This window comes from Mobilicoccus pelagius NBRC 104925 (assembly GCF_000247995.1).
Taxonomy (GTDB): domain Bacteria; phylum Actinomycetota; class Actinomycetes; order Actinomycetales; family Dermatophilaceae; genus Mobilicoccus; species Mobilicoccus pelagius.
Genome location: NZ_BAFE01000089.1, coordinates 234,459 through 254,569, shown reverse-complemented (window position 1 = coordinate 254,569; position 20,111 = coordinate 234,459). Strand labels below are relative to the sequence as shown.

Sequence of the window (20,111 nt, the reverse complement as noted above, 5' to 3'; positions counted from 1 at the left end):
ACGCGGACGATCGGCCGGAGCGAAACGCGGTCGTCGGCCCGGGGGCCGACTCCGTACGATGGTGGGGCGCCCGCGCATCGGCGGCGTGACCCCACCGGCCTCCCGCACCGTCTATGCGGGGGCGAGAAAGGAATACCTCGTGCTGCGTACCCACACCGCCGGAACCCTCCGGGCGACCGACACCGGAACGACCGTGACCCTCACCGGCTGGGTGGCGCGGCGGCGTGATCACGGAGGCGTGGCGTTCATCGACCTGCGGGATGCCTCGGGCACCGTCCAGGTCGTCGCCCGCGACGAGGTCCTCACCGGCGCCGCCCACGACCTGCGCAACGAGTACTGCGTCAAGGTCCTCGGCGAGGTCACGCCCCGCCACCCCAAGGACGTCAACCCGAACATCCCCACCGGCGAGATCGACGTCGTCGCCACCGAGATCGAGGTCCTCTCGGAGGCCGCGCCGCTGCCGTTCCAGATCGACGAGCGCGTCACCGTCGGCGAGGAGGCCCGCCTCAAGCACCGCTACCTCGACCTGCGCCGCCCCGGCGCGCACAACGCCGGCCACGCGATCCGCCTGCGTTCCAAGGTGAGCTCCGCGGCCCGCAGCGTGCTCGAGTCGCGCGACTTCGTCGAGATCGAGACCCCGACCCTCACCCGCTCCACCCCCGAGGGCGCCCGCGACTTCCTCGTGCCCGCACGCCTCTCGCCCGGCTCCTGGTACGCCCTGCCGCAGTCCCCGCAGCTGTTCAAGCAGCTCCTCATGGTCGCCGGCATGGAGCGCTACTACCAGATCGCGCGCTGCTACCGCGACGAGGACTTCCGCGCCGACCGGCAGCCGGAGTTCACCCAGCTCGACATCGAGATGAGCTTCGTCACCCAGGACGACGTCATGGAGCTCGGCGAGGCCGTGGTCCGCGAGATCTGGAAGCTCATCGACGTCGACCTGTCGACCCCGTTCGAGCGGATGACGTACGCCGACGCGATGCGCCGCTTCGGCTCCGACAAGCCCGACCTGCGGTTCGGCTGCGAGCTCGTCGAGCTCACCGACCTGTTCTCGGACACGAAGTTCCGCGTGTTCCAGGCCCCCTACGTCGGCGCGGTCGTCATGCCCGGCGGCGGCGGCCAGCCGCGTCGACAGTTCGACGCGTGGCAGGAGTGGGCCAAGCAGCGCGGTGCCAAGGGCCTCGCCTACATCACGGTCGCGGAGGACGGCACGCTCGGCGGCCCGGTCGCCAAGAACCTGTCCGAGGCCGAGCTCGCCGCGCTGCCCGAGCGCACCGGCGCGAAGCCCGGCGACTGCATCTTCTTCGCCGCCGGCACCGCCAAGGCCTCCCGGGCACTGCTCGGCGCCGCCCGCCTGGAGATCGGCAAGCGCTGCGGCCTCATCGACGAGAACGCCTGGAGCTTCCTCTGGGTCGTCGACGCGCCGCTGTTCGAGCCCGCCGACGACGCCACCGCCGCCGGTGACGTCGCCGTCGGCTCCGGCGCCTGGACTGCGGTGCACCACGCGTTCACCTCGCCCAAGCCGGAGTTCCTCGACACGTTCGACCAGAACCCGGGCGAGGCGCTCGCCTACGCCTACGACATGGTCTGCAACGGCAACGAGATCGGCGGCGGCTCCATCCGTATCCACCGTCGCGACGTGCAGGAGCGCGTTTTCGCCGTCATGGGCCTGACCGAGGAGGAGGCGCAGAGCAAGTTCGGGTTCCTTCTCGACGCGTTCAAGTTCGGCGCGCCGCCGCACGGCGGCGTCGCGTTCGGCTGGGACCGCATCGTCATGCTGCTCGGCGGCTACGAGTCGATCCGCGACGTCATCGCGTTCCCGAAGTCCGGTGGCGGCTACGACCCGCTCACCGACGCGCCCGCGCCGATCACGCTCCAGCAGCGTCGTGAGGCCGGCGTCGACGCCAAGCCGAAGAAGAAGGACGCCGACGGCGACGCGGCGGCGACGGCGGACACGCAGGACACCTCCGCCGTCGCCCCCCCGGAGAGCTGACCCGGCCACTGCCACGTACGCGAGAGGGCACCTCGGACCGACGTCCGGGGTGCCCTCCCGCATGTGCGGCCACGGCGCGACCCCCGGACCACCGACCGTATGGATCCCGCGGCTCCGGTTGGCGCGGAGCAGCCCCGTACGGTTGGCTTGAGCCATGCGTCTCAACGACATCGTCCGCCGTGGCCAGGACTTCCTCCGCACCGAACAGGGCCGCGCCGTCGCCCGCAAGGCCGCCGATGGGGCCTCCGGAGTGGCCCGCAAGGTCGCGCCGAAGCGGGTGTCGGCCATCGACCAGGCCCAGCGCGCCGCGCACGACTACCTCGACCGCCAGGGCGGCGGAACCCCCGGGACGCCGCCCGACGCCCCCGGCACGCCGGGCCGGTAGCCAGACCCGGCCGACCGGGTCGCGGCACCCGGTCGGGAGCCGGCCTGCCTCAGAGGCGGGCCTCGACGACGGGGGTGTCGGCCTCCACCCGGCACGGAGCGGCGTCCTCGTCCGGTGCGCCGGCGGGAGTTGCCTCCGCGCTCACCGGCACGGTGTCGCCCATGTGACCGACGCGTCGCCCGTCCGCCGTCCGTACCGTGACCCACCCCTCCTCGAGGACGGCCCTCGTGCCCGCCGGCCAGACGACGACATGCGTCGTCGAGCCGGTCCGCGCGACGACGCACCCGTGTTCGAGGGCGAGCGTGCCGGTCGTCGTGGCGTCGGTCGAGGGCTCATCACCCGTTCGAGTGGGGAGCGCCGCGGGTGTCTCGAACCGTTCGCGGACGGGGGAGAGGTCGGCGATCGGGGGCAGCGCCTCGCCCGCGCCCGGCGACGCGTACGCCACATCACCCGACCGGGCATCCGTGCCGGGCAAGGCCGCGGCGGCCGTCCCCGCCCCGATCGCCAGCGCCGGCACGGCCGCGAGAAGCCACCGACGTCGGCGACGAGCGGCGCCGCCCCTCCGCCCCGACACCGACATCGCTCCGTGAGCGCCGTCGGGCCTCGCGCCCGCCGTGCCCGCGGCCATGTCGTCCGCGCGACGTCCGTCCTCGTCCGTGCCCACCCGGTGCTGCGTCATCGACGACCCCCTCGATCGTGTCCCCGACCGTGACGTCGGTCCTGCCCGTGAGACGTGTGAGGAGAGGGGATGGTTCCGCGGGTGGTCGACGCCCTGCCGTCGGGTCGAGGACGAGTGTTCGCGGCCGCCCGGGTACGGTGCGACGAGACGACGACGACGCCCCGGGACGGACGGCATGGATCTCTCCGGCGTCGCCGGTTCCCCGGACGGCAAGGAGTTCCCATGAACGAGACGCACCCCGCGCAGCCGGTGCACACCGTCCTCCTCGACGCCGACGGCGTGCTGCAGTGGCCGACGCCGGGCTGGCTCGACGTGTGGCGCCCGTACGCGGGTGACGACCTCGACGACTTCGTCGTCGGCATGTTCGAGGCCGAGAAGCCCGCCCTCCGCGGTGAGGTCGGCCTCCACGAGAGCCTCGCCGGGTACCTCCGCCGACGGTGGGGGAGGGAGCCCGACCCCGCGGTCGGCGACGACCTCGCCTCGGGCTGGGCGCTCATCGAGATCTTCGAGGAGGCGTTCGCCCTCGTCGACGCGATCCGGGCGAGCGGGCTGCGGTGCCACCTCGCCTCCAACCAGCAGGTGTACCGGCGCGACATCATGCTCGGTCTCGGGTACCCCGAGCACTTCGACCGTCTCTTCTTCAGCTGCGACCTCGGCGTCGCCAAGCCCGACCCCGACTACTTCCGCGCGATCCTCGCCGAGCTCGGGTGCGGGCCGGAGGGGATCGTGTTCGTCGACGACCGCGAGGACAACGTCGAGGCGGCCCGATCGGTCGGGCTGACCGCCTTCGTCCACGACACCCACGCCTCGGCGAACGATCGTGGTCTCGACGACCTGGCGCGGATCCTTCGTGAGGCGGGAGTGCCGGGCGTCTGAGATCAGACGGCGGACCCTCAGGACGCCGGTGACATCTCGTCCTCGACGACCCACTTGTGGTTCTTCATCATCATGCCGTCGGCGTCGACATCGACCATGTACACGGGCTGGGCCGTGACCTCGACGACGGTCGCTTCCGCACCCTTCATGCCCGGCATGTGTTCGGCCGACATCGTCGCCCGATCGCCCTTCTTCAGTGGGGTGTCGCCGACACCGACGAGCTCCTGCTGAACGACCCACTTGTGGTCCTCGACCGGCGCGCCGCCGTTCGTCGGGGTGTAATCCACGGCGTAGGTCGTCGTGTCGAACGCGCCGACGACGGTCGCCTCTGCACCCTTCATGCCGGGCATGTGGTCGGCGCTGAGGACGACCTTGCTGCCCACGGGGAACTTCGGTGATGCCGCGGGCTCGATCCCGGTCGGCGCGGGACCGCCGTCCTGCTCGTGCCCCTCGTGCCCGCCTCCGGCCGATGCCGAGCTGGTGGGCGCGGAACTCGTCGGCGAAGTCGCCGGAGAGGAGGATGCGGACGCCGAAGCAGACGCCGAGCTCGTCGGGCTCTGCGCCGAGTCGTCGGTCGGGGGAGAGGAGCACCCGGCCATCGCGAGGACGCCGGTGGCGGTGAGAATCGTCGAACGGACGAGAGTGCGGCTGAACATGATTCGCTCCTTACGCGCTGAGGTCGTCATGTCCTGAAGATACCCCCAGGGGGTAAGCGTGTCGCGTTGAGGGAAGTAGCGGCGGTCAGCCCGCCGCCGGCGGCGGCACGGACTCGAACGTCTCGGGCACACCCAACCAGTCCAGGTGCGAGACCGGCCACATGACGGCGACGGCCCGGCCCACGACGTCGTCGATCGGCACCGACCCCGCGGATCCGTTCTCGCCCGGGTGGTCGTGCTCGCGGGAGTCGGCCGAGTCGCTGCGGTGGTCGCCCATGACCCAGACGTGACCCTCGGGAACGCGGATGTCGAACGCCGTGTCGCTCGGCGCCGCCCCGGGGTAGAGGTAGGGCTCGGTGAGAGGAACGCCGTTCACCGTGACCGGCGACCCGTCCCCCTGGCAGGCCACGCGGTCGCCGGGGAGTCCGATGACGCGCTTGATGAGGTGGTTACCGGCGTCCTCGGGCAGGATGCCGACCCACGACAGACCTTGCTCGACGGCCGCCGGCAGCCCGGTGGCGGGGGCCTCGGCGGGCGGCTGGGCCCCGAGCCAGCCACCCGGATCGGAGAAGACGACGACGTCACCGCGGTCGAGATCGGCGAACCGCGGCGTGAACAGCGACACCGCGACCCGGTCGTCGACGCGGAGGGTGTTCTCCATCGAGCCCGACGGGATCCAGAAGCTCTGCACGACCCACGTCTTGAGGACGAGGGACAGGGCGAGCGCGAGGCCGACGACGATGAGGACCTCACGGACGAACGACCACACCGTGTGAAGGAGCGACCCACCATGGTCGCCGGTGGTGTTCTCGTCCTCAGCAGGCTCGGCAGGCTCGGCAGGCTCGGCCGCCGGTCGTTCCGCGGTGGATCCCATCGATGCCCCGTCCTCGTCGTCCACCTCACGCGGCGCGGGGGCACGCGGGAGGCGCCCGCCGGACGCGGGCCTGCTAGGCAGTATGCGCTCCGAACATCGGTGGAGACCGACCCCGGTCATGCTCGGAGCGTCGCCCCTCCGCTGCCCGTCAGGACCGCGGAGGTGTTCGCCCGGAGGGCCGTTCGACCCGGGCGCGGGTCATCTGAGCGAGACCGAGCGGCTCGCCCAGGCCTTGTCGACGACGTACCCGAGCGCGTCGTACACCGATCTCGCGGCGTCGTTGTCGGCGTACATCCCGAGCGTGCAGACCCCGTCCGCAGCGACGGCGCGCGCGGTGAGGGCGGCGGTGACGGTCGTGCCGAGCCCCTGCCGCCGGTGGCCGGAGGCCGTGAGGATCCCCCCGAGGTGCGCGACGCCGCTCGGGAGCCGTTGGATCGCGCCGCACGCGACGAGACGGCCTGCGTCGTCGCGGACGCCGATCCACTGCTCGCTCGCGCCCGTTCCCGGAAAGCCCTCGAACCGTGGGTTCTCCGCGGCGAGGGCGGTGATCTCGTCGGCGTCCCGGGTGTCGTCGAGGTCGACGAGCGGAATCCCGGCGATGGGGGCGGGGAGACGGGTCGTCCACATCCAGTCCCAGTCGCCGCCCCCGACGACGGTGAAACGCTCGGTGATCCGGCGCTCCTGCGCGCGCGGCACGGAGACGCCGACGACGCCGAGCGCGGACAGGTGCGGTGCGAGCACGTCGAGCAGCGGGCCGACGTCCTCGCCCCACGCGAACACGGACGTGGGACGACCCCCGGAGGTGCGGAGGACGGCGACGGCACCGGGGGAGACCCACCCGACGAGCGCGGCGGGCGGATCCAGACGGGCGAACGCGTCGTCGGCTCCGGTCGCGGCGACGAGCTCGGCGCGCGTCGTCACGGGGACGACGTCACCGGGGATCGGGAGGGAAGCCGGGAGGGTGAGGGGACGCGGCGCGCGGTCGGGGCCGTCGGCGCCCGCGTCTCGGATCGTGCTGTCGTGCGGGACCACCCGGTCAGCATGACCGACGCCCACGGGCTTCGCGACCGGGGTGGGCCGGCGCCCGGAGGGATCGCCGCCGGACTCGGGGCGGGCCATCAGTGGGCGGGCCATGAGTGGGCGGGGCGTTCGTGGCCGGGCGCAGGTGAGGCGGGAACGTCCTTGCGGACGAGGCGGCGCGGCCGGCGAGGTCACCCCTGCCCGGTGGCCGCGTGATCGGGACGCGCCCGTGGTTGCACGCCCTCGTCGGGGCTCCCCAGGAGCCACCAGGCCGCCGCGGCCGTCTCGCCGAAAAGGAGCCACCAGATCGGCGTCGTGAGGACGGTGGCCGACGCGCACCCGAGCCCGAGGTAGGGCACGACGAACCCGAGGGCCTCGACGCGCACGAGGCGCGACCGCCGCCCGCGGCGTGGTGGCCGCACGAGCGCGGCCACGACGAGGAGGAGAAGGGCGGCGAGCGCGAGGGCGGCGGGTGCCCCGTACTGGAGCAGCAGCTCGAGGAACGTGTCGTGCAGCCACGTGCGCGAGGCGACGCCGGGCGCCGGGTCGCGCGCGAGGAGCACCTCGAAGGACGCGGCGCCCGTCCCGAGCCCGTCGGAGTCGCGGAGGTAGCGCAGGGCGGCGCGGAGCAGGTCGAGGCGGAGCCGGTCCGAGCGCGCGGTGCCGGGCTCGGCGGCGGACGTCGCGAGGTGGAGCACGGGGTTGCGGGCGGCGAGGGCGGGGACGAGGAACGCGGCCGCGAGCACGGCGCATGCCGCGACCGTGAGGCCGACGCCGATCGCCCGGGGGTGCCGCCTCCGGGCGGGGTCGGGGTGCGGAGGACCCCCGGAACGGCCCCCGACCCGTGCCCGACGACGGTGCAGGCCGACCGCGGCGTGCACCGTGAGGACGAGCACGCAGGCGAGGAGCCCCGACCTGCTCTCGGTGAGGGCCACGACGACGACCCCCGCCACGACGAGGGCGTGCAGCGCCGCTCGGAGGGGCCGGGATCGGTGCCTCGGGAGTGTCGCGGCATGCGAGAGGGTGCCGGAGATCATCGCCGTGACCGCGAGCGCGAAGTCGTTGGGATTGCGGAACGCGCCCGCGACGATCGTCCGGGACGTCTCCGCCCACGAGAGTCCGGAGGGGATCCAGAGGTGACGGCCGGTGAGGAGTTCGACCGCGGCGACGAGCACGGCGAGGAACAACGCGAGCGGCCATCCCCGACGCAGGGCCGTGAGACCACGCCAGGAACCGCGGGACAGCGCGACGGTCGTCACCGCGATCGCGACGCCCGCGAGGAGACCCTGGACCTCCGTGCGACCCTCGACGGGATCCGGGGCCCGGCGCAGGGCCAGGGCGGCCGAACAGGCCACGGTCGCGGCGAACAGGAGCATCGCGGCCGGGACCGCCGCCCCCCGCAGACCCGCTCGGGGCGGCCACCGGAAGGCAGCCCACCACACGGCCACGACGGCCACCCCCACCGGCAGCACGGTCGCCAGGCGGAGGTGGATGAGCGGGTACAGCGTGAGGTCTCCCGCCGCGACCGCGAGGACGAACAGGGTCGTCAGCACCTCGGCCCGCATCGCGTGCGGGCGCTCCCCCCAGAGTCCGAGCACGCCCGCAGTCTAGGGTGGACGACCCTCCCCACACGGGCTCGTGTGGGGTCATCGTCGCTGGTCAGAGCCACTTGTGATGTCGCGCAGAAGGATTGGTCGACCCGGCGGTGTCCTGCGCCCCGGCGTGGCGGAGGCACCGTGCCGTCGGCGGCGTGGACGACCTGTCGGCGGGGCCGACTAGCGTGGGTGGGGTGAGTGACGATCTGTTCGCCGTGGGCCGCGGCGAGGACGACGCGCGGCCGTCCGACGAGGTGCACCCCCCGCTCGCCGTCCGCATGCGTCCCCGGACCCTCGATGAGGTCCGAGGACAACGCGACGTGCTGCGGCCCGGCAGCCCGCTCCGCCGACTCGTCGAGGGCGGTCACGGCACGGGCCAGGTGGGGCCGATGTCGGCGATCCTCTGGGGCCCGCCCGGCACCGGCAAGACGACCCTCGCCCACCTCGTCGCCCAGGCGGAGGGACGCACGTTCGTCGAGCTCTCCGCCGTCACCGCCGGCGTCAAGGACGTCCGCACCGTCATGGAGAAGGCCGCCCGCGACCGCGACCTCTACGGCCGCTCCACCGTGCTCTTCCTCGACGAGATCCACCGGTTCAGCAAGGCCCAGCAGGACGCGCTCCTCCCCGGGGTCGAGAACCGGCAGGTCATCCTCGTCGCCGCGACGACGGAGAACCCGACGTTCTCGATCATCGCGCCGCTGCTCTCCCGCTCGGTGCTCGTCGCGCTCACCTCGCTCACCGACGCTGAGATCGGTGAGGTCGTCGACGCCGCGCTCGCGGACGAGCGGGGACTCGCGGGCGCGTTCACCCTCGCCCCCGACGCCCGCGACCACCTCGTGCGGCTCGCCGGTGGCGACGCGCGCCGGTCGCTCACCGAGCTCGAGGCTGCGGCCGGGGTCGCGCTCGACGACCTCCCCGGTGGGCGCGGCTACCCCGACGCCTCCAACCCGGCCCCCATCACCCTCGCCCACGTCGAGCAGGCGCTCGCCCACGCGGCGGTGCGGTACGACCGGGCGGGTGACGAGCACTACGACGTCGCGAGCGCGTTCATCAAGTCGATGCGCGGCTCCGACGTCGACGCCGCCCTCCACTACCTCGCCCGGATGCTCGAGGCGGGGGAGGACCCTCGGTTCATCGCCCGGCGCATCGTCATCTCGGCGAGCGAGGAGATCGCGATGGCCGACCCCACCGCGCTCCAGACCGCCGTCGCCGCGATGCACGCCGTCGCGCAGATCGGCATGCCGGAGGCGCGGCTCATCCTCGCCCAGGCCGTCGTGCACAACTGCCTCGCGCCCAAGTCGAACGCGACGTACACGGCGATCAACGCCGCGATCGCCGACGTGCGCGCGGGCAAGGCCGGGCCGGTGCCCGTGCACCTGCGCGGCTCGGGACACGCACGCGCCGCACGGGCGGCGGGGCAGGCCCACGGCGGGTACGTCTACGCCCACGACGAACCCGACTCGGTCGCGACGCAGCAGTACCTGCCCGACGCCCTCATCGGCGCCGACTACTACCACCCCAAGCCGAGGGGCTTCGAGGCCCGCATGGTCGACCGCTGGGCCTGGCTCCGCTCCCGACTGCGCGGCTGAGCAGCCCTAACGCGCCCGGCACCACCGGCACCACCGGCACCACCCCCGCCCCTCGAGAACGGATGACGTCATCGCAGCGTGGGAAGGGATTGCCGGGGGTCTGTGCGCAGGGATCGGTGGTGGTCGACGAACGTGCCGGCCGGGCCTCCTCGCAGCTCCGTGGTCGTCGTGGAGGTCAGGCTCCATGCGTCCGGCGCGGCTCGGGGAACGGCGGCGGGGTGGACGCCGGGGTCTCCTCGAGGCGGCCGAGAAGTTCCTCGATCGCGCGGTCGAGCTGGGGATCGGCGGTGAGCTCGTCCTCGCCGTCGGCGGGGGAGAACACGACCTCGATGTCGGGGTCGACGCCGTGGTTCTCCACGCCCCACCCGAACTTCTCGAACCACAGTGCGTAACGCGGCTGGGTGACGTCGGTGCCGTCGACGAGGTCGAAACGTCCGTCGATGCCGATGACGCCGCCCCACGTGCGCTCACCGATGACCGGGCCGATGCCGTGGATGCGGGCGACGGCGTTGACGATGTCGCCGTCCGAACCCGACCACCGGTTCGCGAGGAACGCGACCGGGCCGCGGGGCGCCTGCACGGGGTAGGTCGTTCGCTGACCATGCCGCATCGAGCCCCATCCGACGACGCGGCGCATGAGTCGCTCGATGACGAGTTCGGAGGTGTGGCCGCCGCGGTTATACCGCATGTCGGCGACGAGCCCCTCCTTGGACGTCGCCTCGTCGAGGCCGCGATGGAACTGGGCCCATCCCCGGCTCACCATGTCGGGCACGTGGACGTACCCGAGCCGCCCGCCGGACTTCTCCGCGACGTACGCGCGGCGGCTCGCGACCCATGCCTGGTAGCGCAGAGCCTCCTCGTCGGCGATCGGCACGACCGCGACCCGGCGGCGGCGCCCCGCGCGTTCGAGGGTGAGCTCGGTGGGCGTGCCCGCACGGCCCGTGAGCAGAGCACCGAGAGCGGTGCCCGCGGTGGGGCGTCCGTCGACCGCGAGGATGCGGTCGCCCTCCCGTGCGTCGACGCCCGCGGCCCGTAGCGGGGAGCGGGCGGTCGGGTCGGAGGCCTCGCCGGGCAGGATGTGGCGCACGACGACGACACCGTCTTCGTCGCGGTCGACGTCGACGCCGAGGTGGGCGACGGCGTCCTCCGCCTCACCCCGCGGCGGGGTGACGTAGGCGTGGGAGGTGTCGAGCTCGCCCACGACCTCCCAGAGCACGTCGACGAGGTCGTCGTGGGAGCCGAGCCGGTCGAGGGTCTCGCGGTAGCGCTCGAGGACGGCATCCCAGTCGACACCGTTCATGTCCTCGCGCCAGTAGTGCTCGCGCATGAGGCGGCCGTTGTCCTCGAACATCGCCCGCCACGAGGTGCGCAGGTCGACGTCCCGACGCAGCCGCTTCGTGTCCACGGTGACGAGTCGGTCGCTGTCGTCGTCGACCTTCTCGGTGGCGGGGCCGACGACGGCCTGCTCCTCGTCGCGCACGACGATCGCGGTCCCGTCGCCGCTCACCTCGAACGAGACGACGTCGCAGAGCGTCGTGAGACTGCGGGTGCGCAGGTCGTAGCGTTCGAGCCGGTCGCGCGGAGTGTCCTCGACGCCGTCGCGGGAAGCGCCGAGCTCTCCGCGGTTCGCGTGCCGGATCCACAGGACGCCGTCCTTCGCCGCCGCGAGGCCCGACAGGGTGCCCGAGGCCACGGGGAACGCGACGATGCGGTCCTCGAAGGAGTCCACGTCGATGTCGGGGCACCGCACCGCGGGCGTCTCCTCGCCGCTGTCCTTCGCGCCCTCGCCCGTGTCCGCCTTGTCCTCGGACTTCGTGGCGTCGTCGAGCGGCCGACCGTCCGCGGTGGGCCCGAACGGGGCGGAGGTGTCCGCGGCGAGCGGCACGAGCCACGGACGGGTCGCGTCGGCGAACGCGAGGTCGAACCCGAACGCGGAGTAGTGCGGGTCGAGCGTGCGGGCCGAGAGGAACACGAGGTGCGTGCCGTCGTGGGTGAACACGGGGGAGTGGTCGTCGAACCGGCCCGAGGTGAGCACCCGGGCACTCGGGGACTCCGCCGTCGTGTCGACGAGGACGAGCCGCCGCTGCCCCTCGGTGTGTTCCGGCTGCGCCCACACGAGGTAACGACCGTCGGGGGAGAAGGTGAGACCCTCCACCTCGCCGTGTTCGGAGTGCCCCACCTCCCGCACCGACCCCTGCTCGAGGTCGACGAGGCGGACGTGCCCGTCGTGGGAGGCGACGGCCGCGGTGGCGGCATCGGGCGTGAGGGCGAGGTGAAGCACCCGTCCGAGCTGCCCGGCGGCGAGGCGGCGGGGCTCCGCGCCGTCCTCCCCGAACTCGCCCGCGACACCGGTGAGGACGAGTGCGTCCTCACCGCCGGCGTCCGTCGCCGCGACGACCCGACCGCCCGCGACGTGGGCCGCGCGCACCCGCGTCGCGTCGTCGCCGAGGAGGTGCCGGGCGGGGCCGCCGCGGTGGGTGAGCCACCACGCCTGCCCGTACCACTCCGCGACCGAGCCGGTGGCCGACTCGTCGGGCCGCAGCGCGTGGAGGCGGTCTGCGGCGGTGATCGTGCGGCGCGGACGCGGCAGCGGGCCGAGGTCGACCTCCACGCGTCGGGGCTGCGCGTCGAGGGAGTCCATGACGTAGAGGTGCCCGCGTGCGTGGTAGGCGAGGCGCGTGCCGTCGGTCGTCGTGTCGCGGACGTACCCCTGCGCGACGGTGTGCCGCGTGTGCTGCCGCAGGTCGTCGCCCGAGCGGTCGACCGACCACACCTGAGCCTGCTCGTCGGCGTGGTCGGGGAACGACGCCCCGAGGTCGCTCGTGAACACGAGGCGGTCACCGACGAACACCGGCGACCACAGACCGGCCTCCTCGTCGGGGAGCACGCGCGCCCACTCCGCGTCGGGGGAGGGCCGCAGCCACATCATGGGCGCGGTGCCGCCGCGGTAGCGCTTCCACATCGCCGCGTCGCGGTTGTTGGGGGAGGTGACCGCCTCGCTGCCGTCGTCGGCGACGGCGAGTGACATCGCGTGGCCGTACGGCAGCCGCGTCACGCTCCCGTCGAGGCCGACGGAGAACAACCGCCGACGCTGGGAGAACGGCTCCTCGTGGTCGGAGGCGACGAGCACGTGCGTCTCGTCGACCCAGCCACGCACCCGGGTGCCGGGACGTCCCCACCACGTGAGGCGCTCCACCGTGCCCGCCCCCCGGTCGAGGACGAACACCTCCCAGTCGCCGTCGCGGAGGCTCGCGTACGCGATGCGCGTGCCGTCCGGGGAGAAGAACGGATGCGCGCACGGCTGCCGGTCCGCCGTGAGGCGCGATGCCCGGCCACCGGCGACCGGGACGAGCCACAGATCGTCGTCGGCGACCGCCACGAGGTCGTCACCGTGCAGATGCGGATAGCGCAGATAACCCTGGGTCATGAGTCCTGTGTACAGGAGCACGCCCCACCCGGCCCGGGTTTTTCCCACTCCGCCGGGGAAGGCGTCTCCCGGGCCGCCGCCGGGCTCGGACGCGACGAGGCCGTCGCGACGGGGCGTGACCACGACGAAGGCCGGACACGACGACGGGCGGGCACGCCCACCGGAGAGGTTCCGGTTCTACGCCGTGCGCAGGGGGACGTGTCCGCCCGACGAGGTGCGGACGACCTCGGGAGGACGGCCTCACCCCGGGTGCGCCCTTCCGACGAGGGCGCCCCGGGGCGAGGTAGGGGGGTCAGCGACCCGTGGGGTCGGTGCGGTCGAGACCGGGCTCGGGGAGGTGGAACGCCTCCTGCGCCTCGGGCGCGCGCGGGTCGGGGCCGTCCGAGGAACCGGTGACCCGGTCCTTGAGGTCGGCGGCCGCGTCGCGCACCGTCTCGACGACCGAGGCCGCCGCGGCGCCAATGCCCCCGTCGACGGATCCCGTCGCGGTGGAGCCGGGCCCACCCGCGTCAGGCGTGTCGTCCGCGACCGGGACGACCTGGCGCACCTCGGCATAGTGGCACGCGCTGCGGTGGCCGCCGGCGCCGTCCGGGCGGTCGACGAGCTGCGGCTCGTCCACCGTGCACTTCTCCTGCGCCTTCCAGCACCGGGTGTGGAACCGGCAGCCCGACGGCGGGTCGGCGGGGGAGGGCACGTCGCCGGTGAGGACGATCTGCTGCCGCTTGCCGCGCAACGTCGGGTCGGGCACCGGCACCGCCGAGAGCAACGCCTGCGTGTACGGGTTCGTCGTGCGCTCGTAGATCTCGTCCTCGGTACCGAGTTCGACCATCTTGCCGAGGTACATGACGCCGACGCGGTCTGAGATGTGCCGGACGACCGAGAGGTCGTGCGCGATGAAGATGTAACTCAGGCCGAGCTCGTCCTGCAGCTTCTCCATGAGGTTGACGACCTGCGCCTGCACCGAGACGTCGAGTGCCGACACCGGCTCGTCGCACACGAGGACCTTGGGCCGGAGGGCGATACCGCGGGCGATGCCGATTCGCTGCCGCTGGCCACCGGAGAACTGGTGGGGGTAGCGGTTGATGTGCTCGGGGTTGAGACCGACGAGTTCGAGGAGCTCCTGCACCGCCGCGCGACGCCCGTTCTTGGGGACGACGTCGGGATGGATGTCGAACGGCTCCCCGATGATGTCGCCGACCGTCTTGCGCGGGTTGAGCGAGGTGTACGGGTCCTGGAACACGATCTGGATGTCGCGACGCAGCTTGCGCATCGCCGAGCCTGACTTCGCGTACATGTCGGTGCCCTGGAACTCCACGGTGCCCGAGGTCGGCTCCTCGAGCCGCATGAGGAGGCGGCCGAGGGTCGACTTGCCACAGCCGGACTCGCCGACGATGCCGAGCGTCTCGCCCTTGTGGAGTTCGAAGCTCACCCCGTCGACGGCCTTGACGTGACCCGTCGTACGACGGAGCACACCGGTCTTGATGGGGTAGTGCTTGACGAGGTCACTGGCCTCGAGGATGACCTCCGCCGTGGTGGGGTCGTTCCGTCTCGTCATGGTCTCAGGCACCGTAGACCTCCTCGGCGAAGTGGCAGGCGGACAGGCGGCCGGGTGCGACCTGCCGCAGCGCGGGGCGTTCCTGCAGGCAGCGGTCCTGCCGGAACCGGCAGCGCGGGTTGAACTCGCACCCTGACGGGATCGAGAGGAGGTTCGGCGGCAGGCCACCGATGGCGGCGAGCTCCTGGCCCTTCTGATCGAGACGGGGGATCGATTCGAGCAGCCCCAACGTGTACGGATGCGCCGGGCGGGCGTACAGCGGTTCGACGTCGGCCCGCTCCATGATGCGGCCGCAGTACATCACCGCGATGCGGTCGGCCACGTCCGCAACGACACCGAGGTCGTGCGTGATCAGGATGAGCCCCATCTTGCGCTCCTCCTGCAGGTCGGCGAGGAGCTGCATGATCTGCGCCTGGACGGTGACGTCGAGGGCCGTCGTCGGCTCGTCGGCGATGAGGACCGCCGGGTCGAGCGCGATCGCCATCGCGATCATGATGCGCTGACGCATACCGCCGGAGAACTGGTGCGGAAACGCCTTGACGCGCTCCCTGGCGGCCGGGATCTTGACCCGCTCCATGAGTCGCACGGCCTGGTCGAGGCTGTCCGACTTGTTCATGCCGCGGTGCTTGCGGAACATCTCCGCGATCTGCCACCCCACGGGGAAGACGGGGTTGAGGGAGCTCAGGGCGTCCTGGAAGATCATGGAGATCTCCGGACCGCGCACCTTGCGTCGCTCGTTCTCGTTCATCGTGAGGAGCTCGGTGCCGCAGTACCGGATGCTGCCCTCGGGGATCTTTGCCGGCGGCACGTCGAGGATGCCCATGATCGCCTGCGCGGTCACCGACTTGCCCGAGCCGGACTCGCCGAGGATCGCGAGGGTCTCGCCCTGGTCGAGGGTGAAGCTCGCGCCGTTGATGGCGCGGGCGACACCGTCGCGGGTGTGGAACTCGACGTGGAGGTTCTCGACGTCGAGGAGTCGACCGTTCGTCGGGGTGAACCGCGAACCGGTGGGAGAGGGGGCGGTGGTGGTCATGGTGTCTCCTCTCACCGCTGCTTCGGGTCGAACGCGTCCCGGATGACGTCACCCATGAGGATGAACGCGAGCACGGTGAGCGACAGGAACAGGCTGGGGAAGAACAGGATGTGGGGCAGGGTGCGGATCGCCTTCGTCGCATCGGAGATGGCGACGCCCCACGAGATGGCCGGCGGGACCAGGCCGATGCCGAGGAAGCTCAGCGTCGCCTCGGCGGCGATGTAGACGCCGAGGTTGATCGTCGCCACGACGAGCACGGGCGCCATCGCGTTGGGGAGGATGTGCGACACGATGATCCGCCACGGGCTCGCACCGAGGGCGCGGGCCGCCTGGACGTACTCCTGCGGCTTGACCTGGAGGACGGCGGACCGCATGAGACGCGCGATCGGCGGCCAGCCGAAGATCGTGAGCACGAGGACGACCTTGAGGACGACGGCGAAGAACGAGGTCTCCGAGGTGTTCGGGAACACCGACGTCATGAGGATGATGCCGCCGAGGAGCATCGGCAGGGCGAAGAACATGTCGGTGACGCGGGACAGCAGGGCGTCGAACCATCCGCCGTAGAACCCGGCGGCGATGCCGATGATGCCGCCGAGCAGCGTCGTGCCGATGGTCGTGAGGATGCCGACCATGATCGACGCGCGTGCACCGTAGATCGTGCGGGCGTAGATGTCGTAGCCCTGGATGTCTCGGCCGAAGACCGCACCGTTCTCGCCGGGCTTGCTACGCGCCTCGCGGAGGATCGCCTCGTGCGGGTCGATCGACGTGAACAGGCCGGGAGCGACCGCCATGACGATGAAGAGCACGATGAGCGCGAGTGCGAACCAGAACATGGGCCGCCGGCGCATCTCCCGCCACGCGTCGGAGGCGAGGGAGCGGGGCTTGTCGACGGCGCCGCCGTCGAGCCGGAGCATCTCGGGGGTGCGGGCCTCGCGCGTGGCGAGCTCCTCACCCGCCTCGGACTGCCGGCGCCGCGCCTCCGCGGCCGCGTACTGCCGGGCTTCGCCGGCGGAGGTGTTGTCAGTCATGGCTGATCCTCGGGTCGAGCAGGCCGTAGAGGAGGTCGACGAGCAGGTTCACCATGAGGAACACGAGGACGAGCATGGTGACCGCCGCGACGACCGCGATGCCGTCGTGGTTGTTGATACCGGTGAAGATGTAGTTGCCGACGCCCTTGATGTTGAAGACCCGCTCGGTGACGATCGCACCACCGAGAAGGGCACCGAAGTCGGCGCCGATGAAGGTGACCACCGGGATGAGCGAGTTGCGCAGGACGTGGACGCCGATGACCCGACGGTTCGACAGGCCCTTCGCGCGGGCGGTGCGGGCGTAGTCGGCGCGGAGGTTCTCGACGATGTTCGTCCGGGTGAGGCGGGCGACGTAGGCGAGGGAGAGCGCGCCGAGGACGAAACCGGGGAGGATGAGGTCGTAGAACGACTCGTTCTGCGGGACCGTCACGGGGAACAGCTTGAGCTTGATGCCGAGCCACCACTGAAGCATCGGGGCGATGACGATGATCGGGATCGACACGACGACGAGGGTGCTCACCATGACGAGGCTGTCGATGAACTTCCCTTTTCGGATACCGGCGAGCACACCGGCCGTGACGCCGATGAGGATCTCGAAGGCGATGGCGAGCATGGCGAGCTTCCCGGTCGTGGTGTACCGCTGCTGCAGCTCCTCGGCGACGTCGTTGCCGAAGTAGTTGACGCCGAGGTCGCCCTTCGACAGCTTGCCGAGGTACTTGCCGTACTGGACGACGAGGGGGTCGTCGAGGTTGTGCTCGGCGCGGTACTGGGCGACGAACGCGGGGGAACAGGGACGCTCACCGCACTTGCCGGCGGTGGGATCACCCGGTAGGGCGAACACCATGGCGAAGATGATGAACGTCGCGCCGAGCACGACGGGCACCATCTGCAGGATCCGCCGGATGACGTAGGTAGTCACGACACCTCCAGGAGGGCATGGATGGGAGGTCGGGTCGGGGTCGCGGGTCGCGCGGGTCCACCGGCCGAGGGGGTGGGGTCGCCGCGGGGGCCGCGCTCCGGTTCCGGTGCGCGGCCCCCGCGGAGGTGGGTCAGGCCTTCTTGGAGATCTGCGTGAGGTCGATGCGACCGAACGGGTCGATCTTCACGTCGGTGACGTTCTCGGACCAGCCGACGATGCGGTGGCCGTACCAGAGCGGAACCGCCGGCATCTGCTCGGTGAGCATGGCCTCGGCCTCCTGGTAGAGGGTGTTCGCCTGGTTCGCGTCGGTGGCCGCCGCGGCCTCCTTGAGCTTGGCGTCGAACTTCGGGTTGCTGTAGTCCCCGTCGTTGCTGCTCCCGCCCGTGGCGAAGACCGGCGTGAGGAAGTTCTCGATGGACGGGTAGTCCATCTGCCAGCCGGTGCGGAACATGCCCTTCATCTCGCGGCTCGTGACCTGCGTGCGGAAGGTCTTGAAGTCGACGACCGGGGTGGCGACGCAGTCGACGCCCAGGGCCTGCTTGATCGAGTTGCACGTGGCCTCGGTCCACGCCTTGTGCGAGGCGTCACCGTTGTAGCTCAGCGTGATGCGGGACGGCTTGACCTTGGCCTGGTCGAAGGTCTGCTTGGCCTTGGCCGGGTCGTACGTGCAGAACTCGCCGCACTGGTCGGCCTTGTAGCCGTCGACGACGGGGGAGACCCAGCCGGTGGCGGGCTTGCGGGAGCCGTCGAAGATCTGCTGGATGATCGTGTCGCGGTCGATCGCCATCGAGACGGCCTGGCGGACCTTGGGGTCGGCCATCGTCGGGTCGACCTTGACCGGCGCGAACGTGGCCGTCTGGATGAGGCCCTCGTCCTTCTCGGCGGTGCGCTCGGGCAGGTCGGACTGGTACTGCTTGCCGATCATCGCGGACTCGGGGATCTCGTCGGTGGCGTCGAGCTTGTTCGCCATGACGTCCTTGTAGGCCGCCTCGCTGTCCTGGTAGATGCGGTAGACGATCTCGTCGGCCTTGCCCGGGCGGGCGCCGGTGTAGTCGGCGAACTTCTTGAGGACGATCTGCTGGTTCTTGTCCCACTTCTCGACCGTGTAGGGGCCGGCGCCGACGGGCTTCTCGCCGTAGGCCTTGGGGTCCTTGAAGAACGACTCGGGCAGCGGCGCGAAGGCCGTGTAGCCGAGGCGGAGCGGGAGGTTGGAGACCTTCTCCGTCGTCTTGATCGTGAACGTGTGGTCGTCGACGACCTTGAGGCCGGTGAGCTTGTCGGCCTTGGGCTTGGCGGAGGCGTCGGCGCCCTCGGCCGGCTGGAGGTCGGTGTAGCCCTCGATGGGCTCCATGAAGTACGCCGCGGACTGCGCGTTGGGCGCGTAGGCGGCGTAGTTCCAGGCGTCGACGAAGTTGTTCGCCTTGATCTCGGTGCCGTCGTGGAACTTGTAGCCCGGCTTGATCTTGACGGTGAAGTTCTGGTTGTCCTTCGTCTCGATCGACTCGGCGATGTCGTTCTCGGGAGCCGCCGTGTCGGGGTTGTACGCGACGAGCTTCGCGGTGACGACGTCGAGGACGTTGCCGCCACAGGTCTCCGTCGTGTTGGCCGGGACGAGCGGGTTCTGCGGGTTGCACCCGCGGACGCTGATCGATCCACCGGCCTGGCCGGAGGCCTGGGTCTGGGAGTCGCCGGAGCCGTTCGACCCACCGCCGCCTCCGCCGCAGGCGGCGAGGAGCGTGGTGGCCGAGAGGCCGGCGACGAGGGCGGCACGGGTCTTGGTCTGCATGTGGGGGGACCTCCTGATCCGGCAGAGCTGCATCGGTCGGCCGGGTCGTTCGTGACTGGGGTGGTTCCACCCGGGGAGCCGGGTCGAAGCAAACGCCGGTGGCGTCGCCTCAAGGTAGAGGCAACACCTGTCACGGGGGGGCTTGGAGGGAGAGTCGCCCGCGTCGTGACCCAATCGTGACCTTTCGGGTACGCGTCGTCGCGCCCGTCGTCGCCCGGCGTGCACTGCGGACCCCGTTCGCCGGGGCGCCCGTTCGGGCGTCGGCGGGCACTCTCGTGCCGTCGGCCGGGGCCCCGCGACCAGGCGCGTCGTGCGCTCGTCGGCGGGCCGTCCGTGAGGCCGGCGAGGCGACCAGGAGTGCACGGCAGGCGATGCGGGGGTCGTGTCGTGGGTGCGTCGAGTGGCTGCGGCCGGGTGTCGCCACCGGGCGGTCGGGAGGTTCGTTCGTCGGCACGACCGTACCGCCGGAGAAGATCCCCTGTCCTCGAAAGGGGAGAATCCACCCCTCATGTGGTAGGCGCGCCGCGACCGAGGTCGGGGCGCGCCCGACGTGCCGCCCGCGGGCAGCGCCGGATCCACACCCCCGTCCGGGACTTCGCGAGGCGCTCCGCCGCTCCGGTCGTCGCGGGCCTCGCGGTGCCCACGTCTTACCCTTGGGACGACAGGACGCGACGCACGGACGCGCCCGACGCACCGACG

General features: G+C 71.8%; 16 protein-coding genes. 5 read left to right on the top strand and 11 right to left on the bottom strand.

Going from position 1 to position 20,111, the window contains the following annotated elements; all coding sequences use genetic code 11:
* Positions 1-139: 139 nt before the first annotated feature.
* Positions 140-1,990 carry an aspartate--tRNA ligase gene (gene aspS, locus MOPEL_RS13640; protein ID WP_040634570.1) on the top strand — a complete coding sequence of 617 codons (1,851 nt, stop codon included), beginning with the start codon at positions 140-142 and terminating at the stop codon, positions 1,988-1,990.
* A 154-nt stretch (positions 1,991-2,144) separates the two neighbouring features.
* Positions 2,145-2,375: a hypothetical protein gene (locus tag MOPEL_RS13635; RefSeq protein WP_009483461.1), complete on the top strand. Its 231-nt coding sequence runs from the start codon at positions 2,145-2,147 to the stop codon at positions 2,373-2,375.
* 49 nt (positions 2,376-2,424) lie between these two features.
* Here the strand turns inward: MOPEL_RS13635 and MOPEL_RS13630 are convergent, their stop codons facing one another.
* The gene (locus MOPEL_RS13630) at positions 2,425-3,054 is read right to left on the bottom strand and encodes a hypothetical protein (protein ID WP_009483460.1); all 630 of its coding nucleotides are present in this window, start codon (positions 3,052-3,054) and stop codon (positions 2,425-2,427) included.
* 222 nt (positions 3,055-3,276) lie between these two features.
* Between MOPEL_RS13630 and MOPEL_RS13620 the strand changes: the two genes are divergently transcribed.
* A complete protein-coding gene (locus MOPEL_RS13620; protein WP_009483459.1) occupies positions 3,277-3,930 on the top strand; it encodes an HAD family hydrolase in 654 nt (217 codons plus the stop codon).
* Between the two features lie 17 nt (positions 3,931-3,947).
* Here MOPEL_RS13620 and MOPEL_RS18870 read toward each other — a convergent pair whose 3' ends face one another.
* Positions 3,948-4,313, bottom strand: coding sequence for a YdhK family protein (locus MOPEL_RS18870; RefSeq protein ID WP_009483458.1), 366 nt, complete (start codon positions 4,311-4,313; stop codon positions 3,948-3,950).
* A gap of 97 nt (positions 4,314-4,410) precedes the next feature.
* On the opposite strand from MOPEL_RS18870, the gene MOPEL_RS18865 reads away from it, so the two are divergent.
* The gene (locus MOPEL_RS18865) at positions 4,411-4,623 is read left to right on the top strand and encodes a hypothetical protein (RefSeq protein WP_306305776.1); all 213 of its coding nucleotides are present in this window, start codon (positions 4,411-4,413) and stop codon (positions 4,621-4,623) included.
* 48 nt (positions 4,624-4,671) lie between these two features.
* Here the strand turns inward: MOPEL_RS18865 and lepB are convergent, their stop codons facing one another.
* From lepB to MOPEL_RS13600, 3 genes are all read right to left on the bottom strand, one after another.
* A complete protein-coding gene (gene lepB, locus MOPEL_RS13610) occupies positions 4,672-5,460 on the bottom strand; it encodes a signal peptidase I (protein ID WP_009483456.1) in 789 nt (262 codons plus the stop codon).
* A gap of 198 nt (positions 5,461-5,658) precedes the next feature.
* On the bottom strand, positions 5,659-6,492 hold the full coding sequence (locus MOPEL_RS16850; protein WP_141631354.1) for a GNAT family N-acetyltransferase: 834 nt from the start codon (positions 6,490-6,492) through the stop codon (positions 5,659-5,661).
* Between the two features lie 179 nt (positions 6,493-6,671).
* Positions 6,672-8,078, bottom strand: coding sequence for an O-antigen ligase family protein (locus tag MOPEL_RS13600; RefSeq protein ID WP_009483454.1), 1,407 nt, complete (start codon positions 8,076-8,078; stop codon positions 6,672-6,674).
* Between the two features lie 191 nt (positions 8,079-8,269).
* On the opposite strand from MOPEL_RS13600, the gene MOPEL_RS13595 reads away from it, so the two are divergent.
* The gene (locus MOPEL_RS13595) at positions 8,270-9,664 is read left to right on the top strand and encodes a replication-associated recombination protein A (protein ID WP_040634560.1); all 1,395 of its coding nucleotides are present in this window, start codon (positions 8,270-8,272) and stop codon (positions 9,662-9,664) included.
* A 175-nt stretch (positions 9,665-9,839) separates the two neighbouring features.
* Here the strand turns inward: MOPEL_RS13595 and MOPEL_RS13590 are convergent, their stop codons facing one another.
* The 6 genes from MOPEL_RS13590 to MOPEL_RS13565 all read right to left on the bottom strand — a co-directional run bounded on the left by MOPEL_RS13590 (position 9,840) and on the right by MOPEL_RS13565 (position 19,412).
* Positions 9,840-13,091 (bottom strand): S41 family peptidase, encoded by a 3,252-nt coding sequence (locus MOPEL_RS13590; protein WP_040634555.1) that lies wholly within the window; start codon positions 13,089-13,091, stop codon positions 9,840-9,842.
* Positions 13,092-13,383: 292 nt separating this feature from the next.
* On the bottom strand, positions 13,384-14,646 hold the full coding sequence (locus MOPEL_RS13585; protein WP_040634747.1) for an ABC transporter ATP-binding protein: 1,263 nt from the start codon (positions 14,644-14,646) through the stop codon (positions 13,384-13,386).
* Positions 14,647-14,650: 4 nt separating this feature from the next.
* Positions 14,651-15,679, bottom strand: a complete 1,029-nt coding sequence (locus MOPEL_RS13580) for an ABC transporter ATP-binding protein (protein ID WP_009483450.1) — start codon at positions 15,677-15,679, stop codon at positions 14,651-14,653.
* Between the two features lie 11 nt (positions 15,680-15,690).
* Entirely contained in the window at positions 15,691-16,707 is a 1,017-nt protein-coding gene (locus MOPEL_RS13575; RefSeq protein ID WP_009483449.1) for an ABC transporter permease, read from the bottom strand.
* The gene (locus MOPEL_RS13570) at positions 16,700-17,626 is read right to left on the bottom strand and encodes an ABC transporter permease (protein ID WP_009483448.1); all 927 of its coding nucleotides are present in this window, start codon (positions 17,624-17,626) and stop codon (positions 16,700-16,702) included. The genes MOPEL_RS13575 and MOPEL_RS13570 overlap by 8 nt, the downstream gene beginning before the upstream one ends.
* Before the next feature lie 130 nt (positions 17,627-17,756).
* A complete protein-coding gene (locus MOPEL_RS13565) occupies positions 17,757-19,412 on the bottom strand; it encodes a peptide ABC transporter substrate-binding protein (RefSeq protein WP_009483447.1) in 1,656 nt (551 codons plus the stop codon).
* Positions 19,413-20,111: the final 699 nt, after the last annotated feature.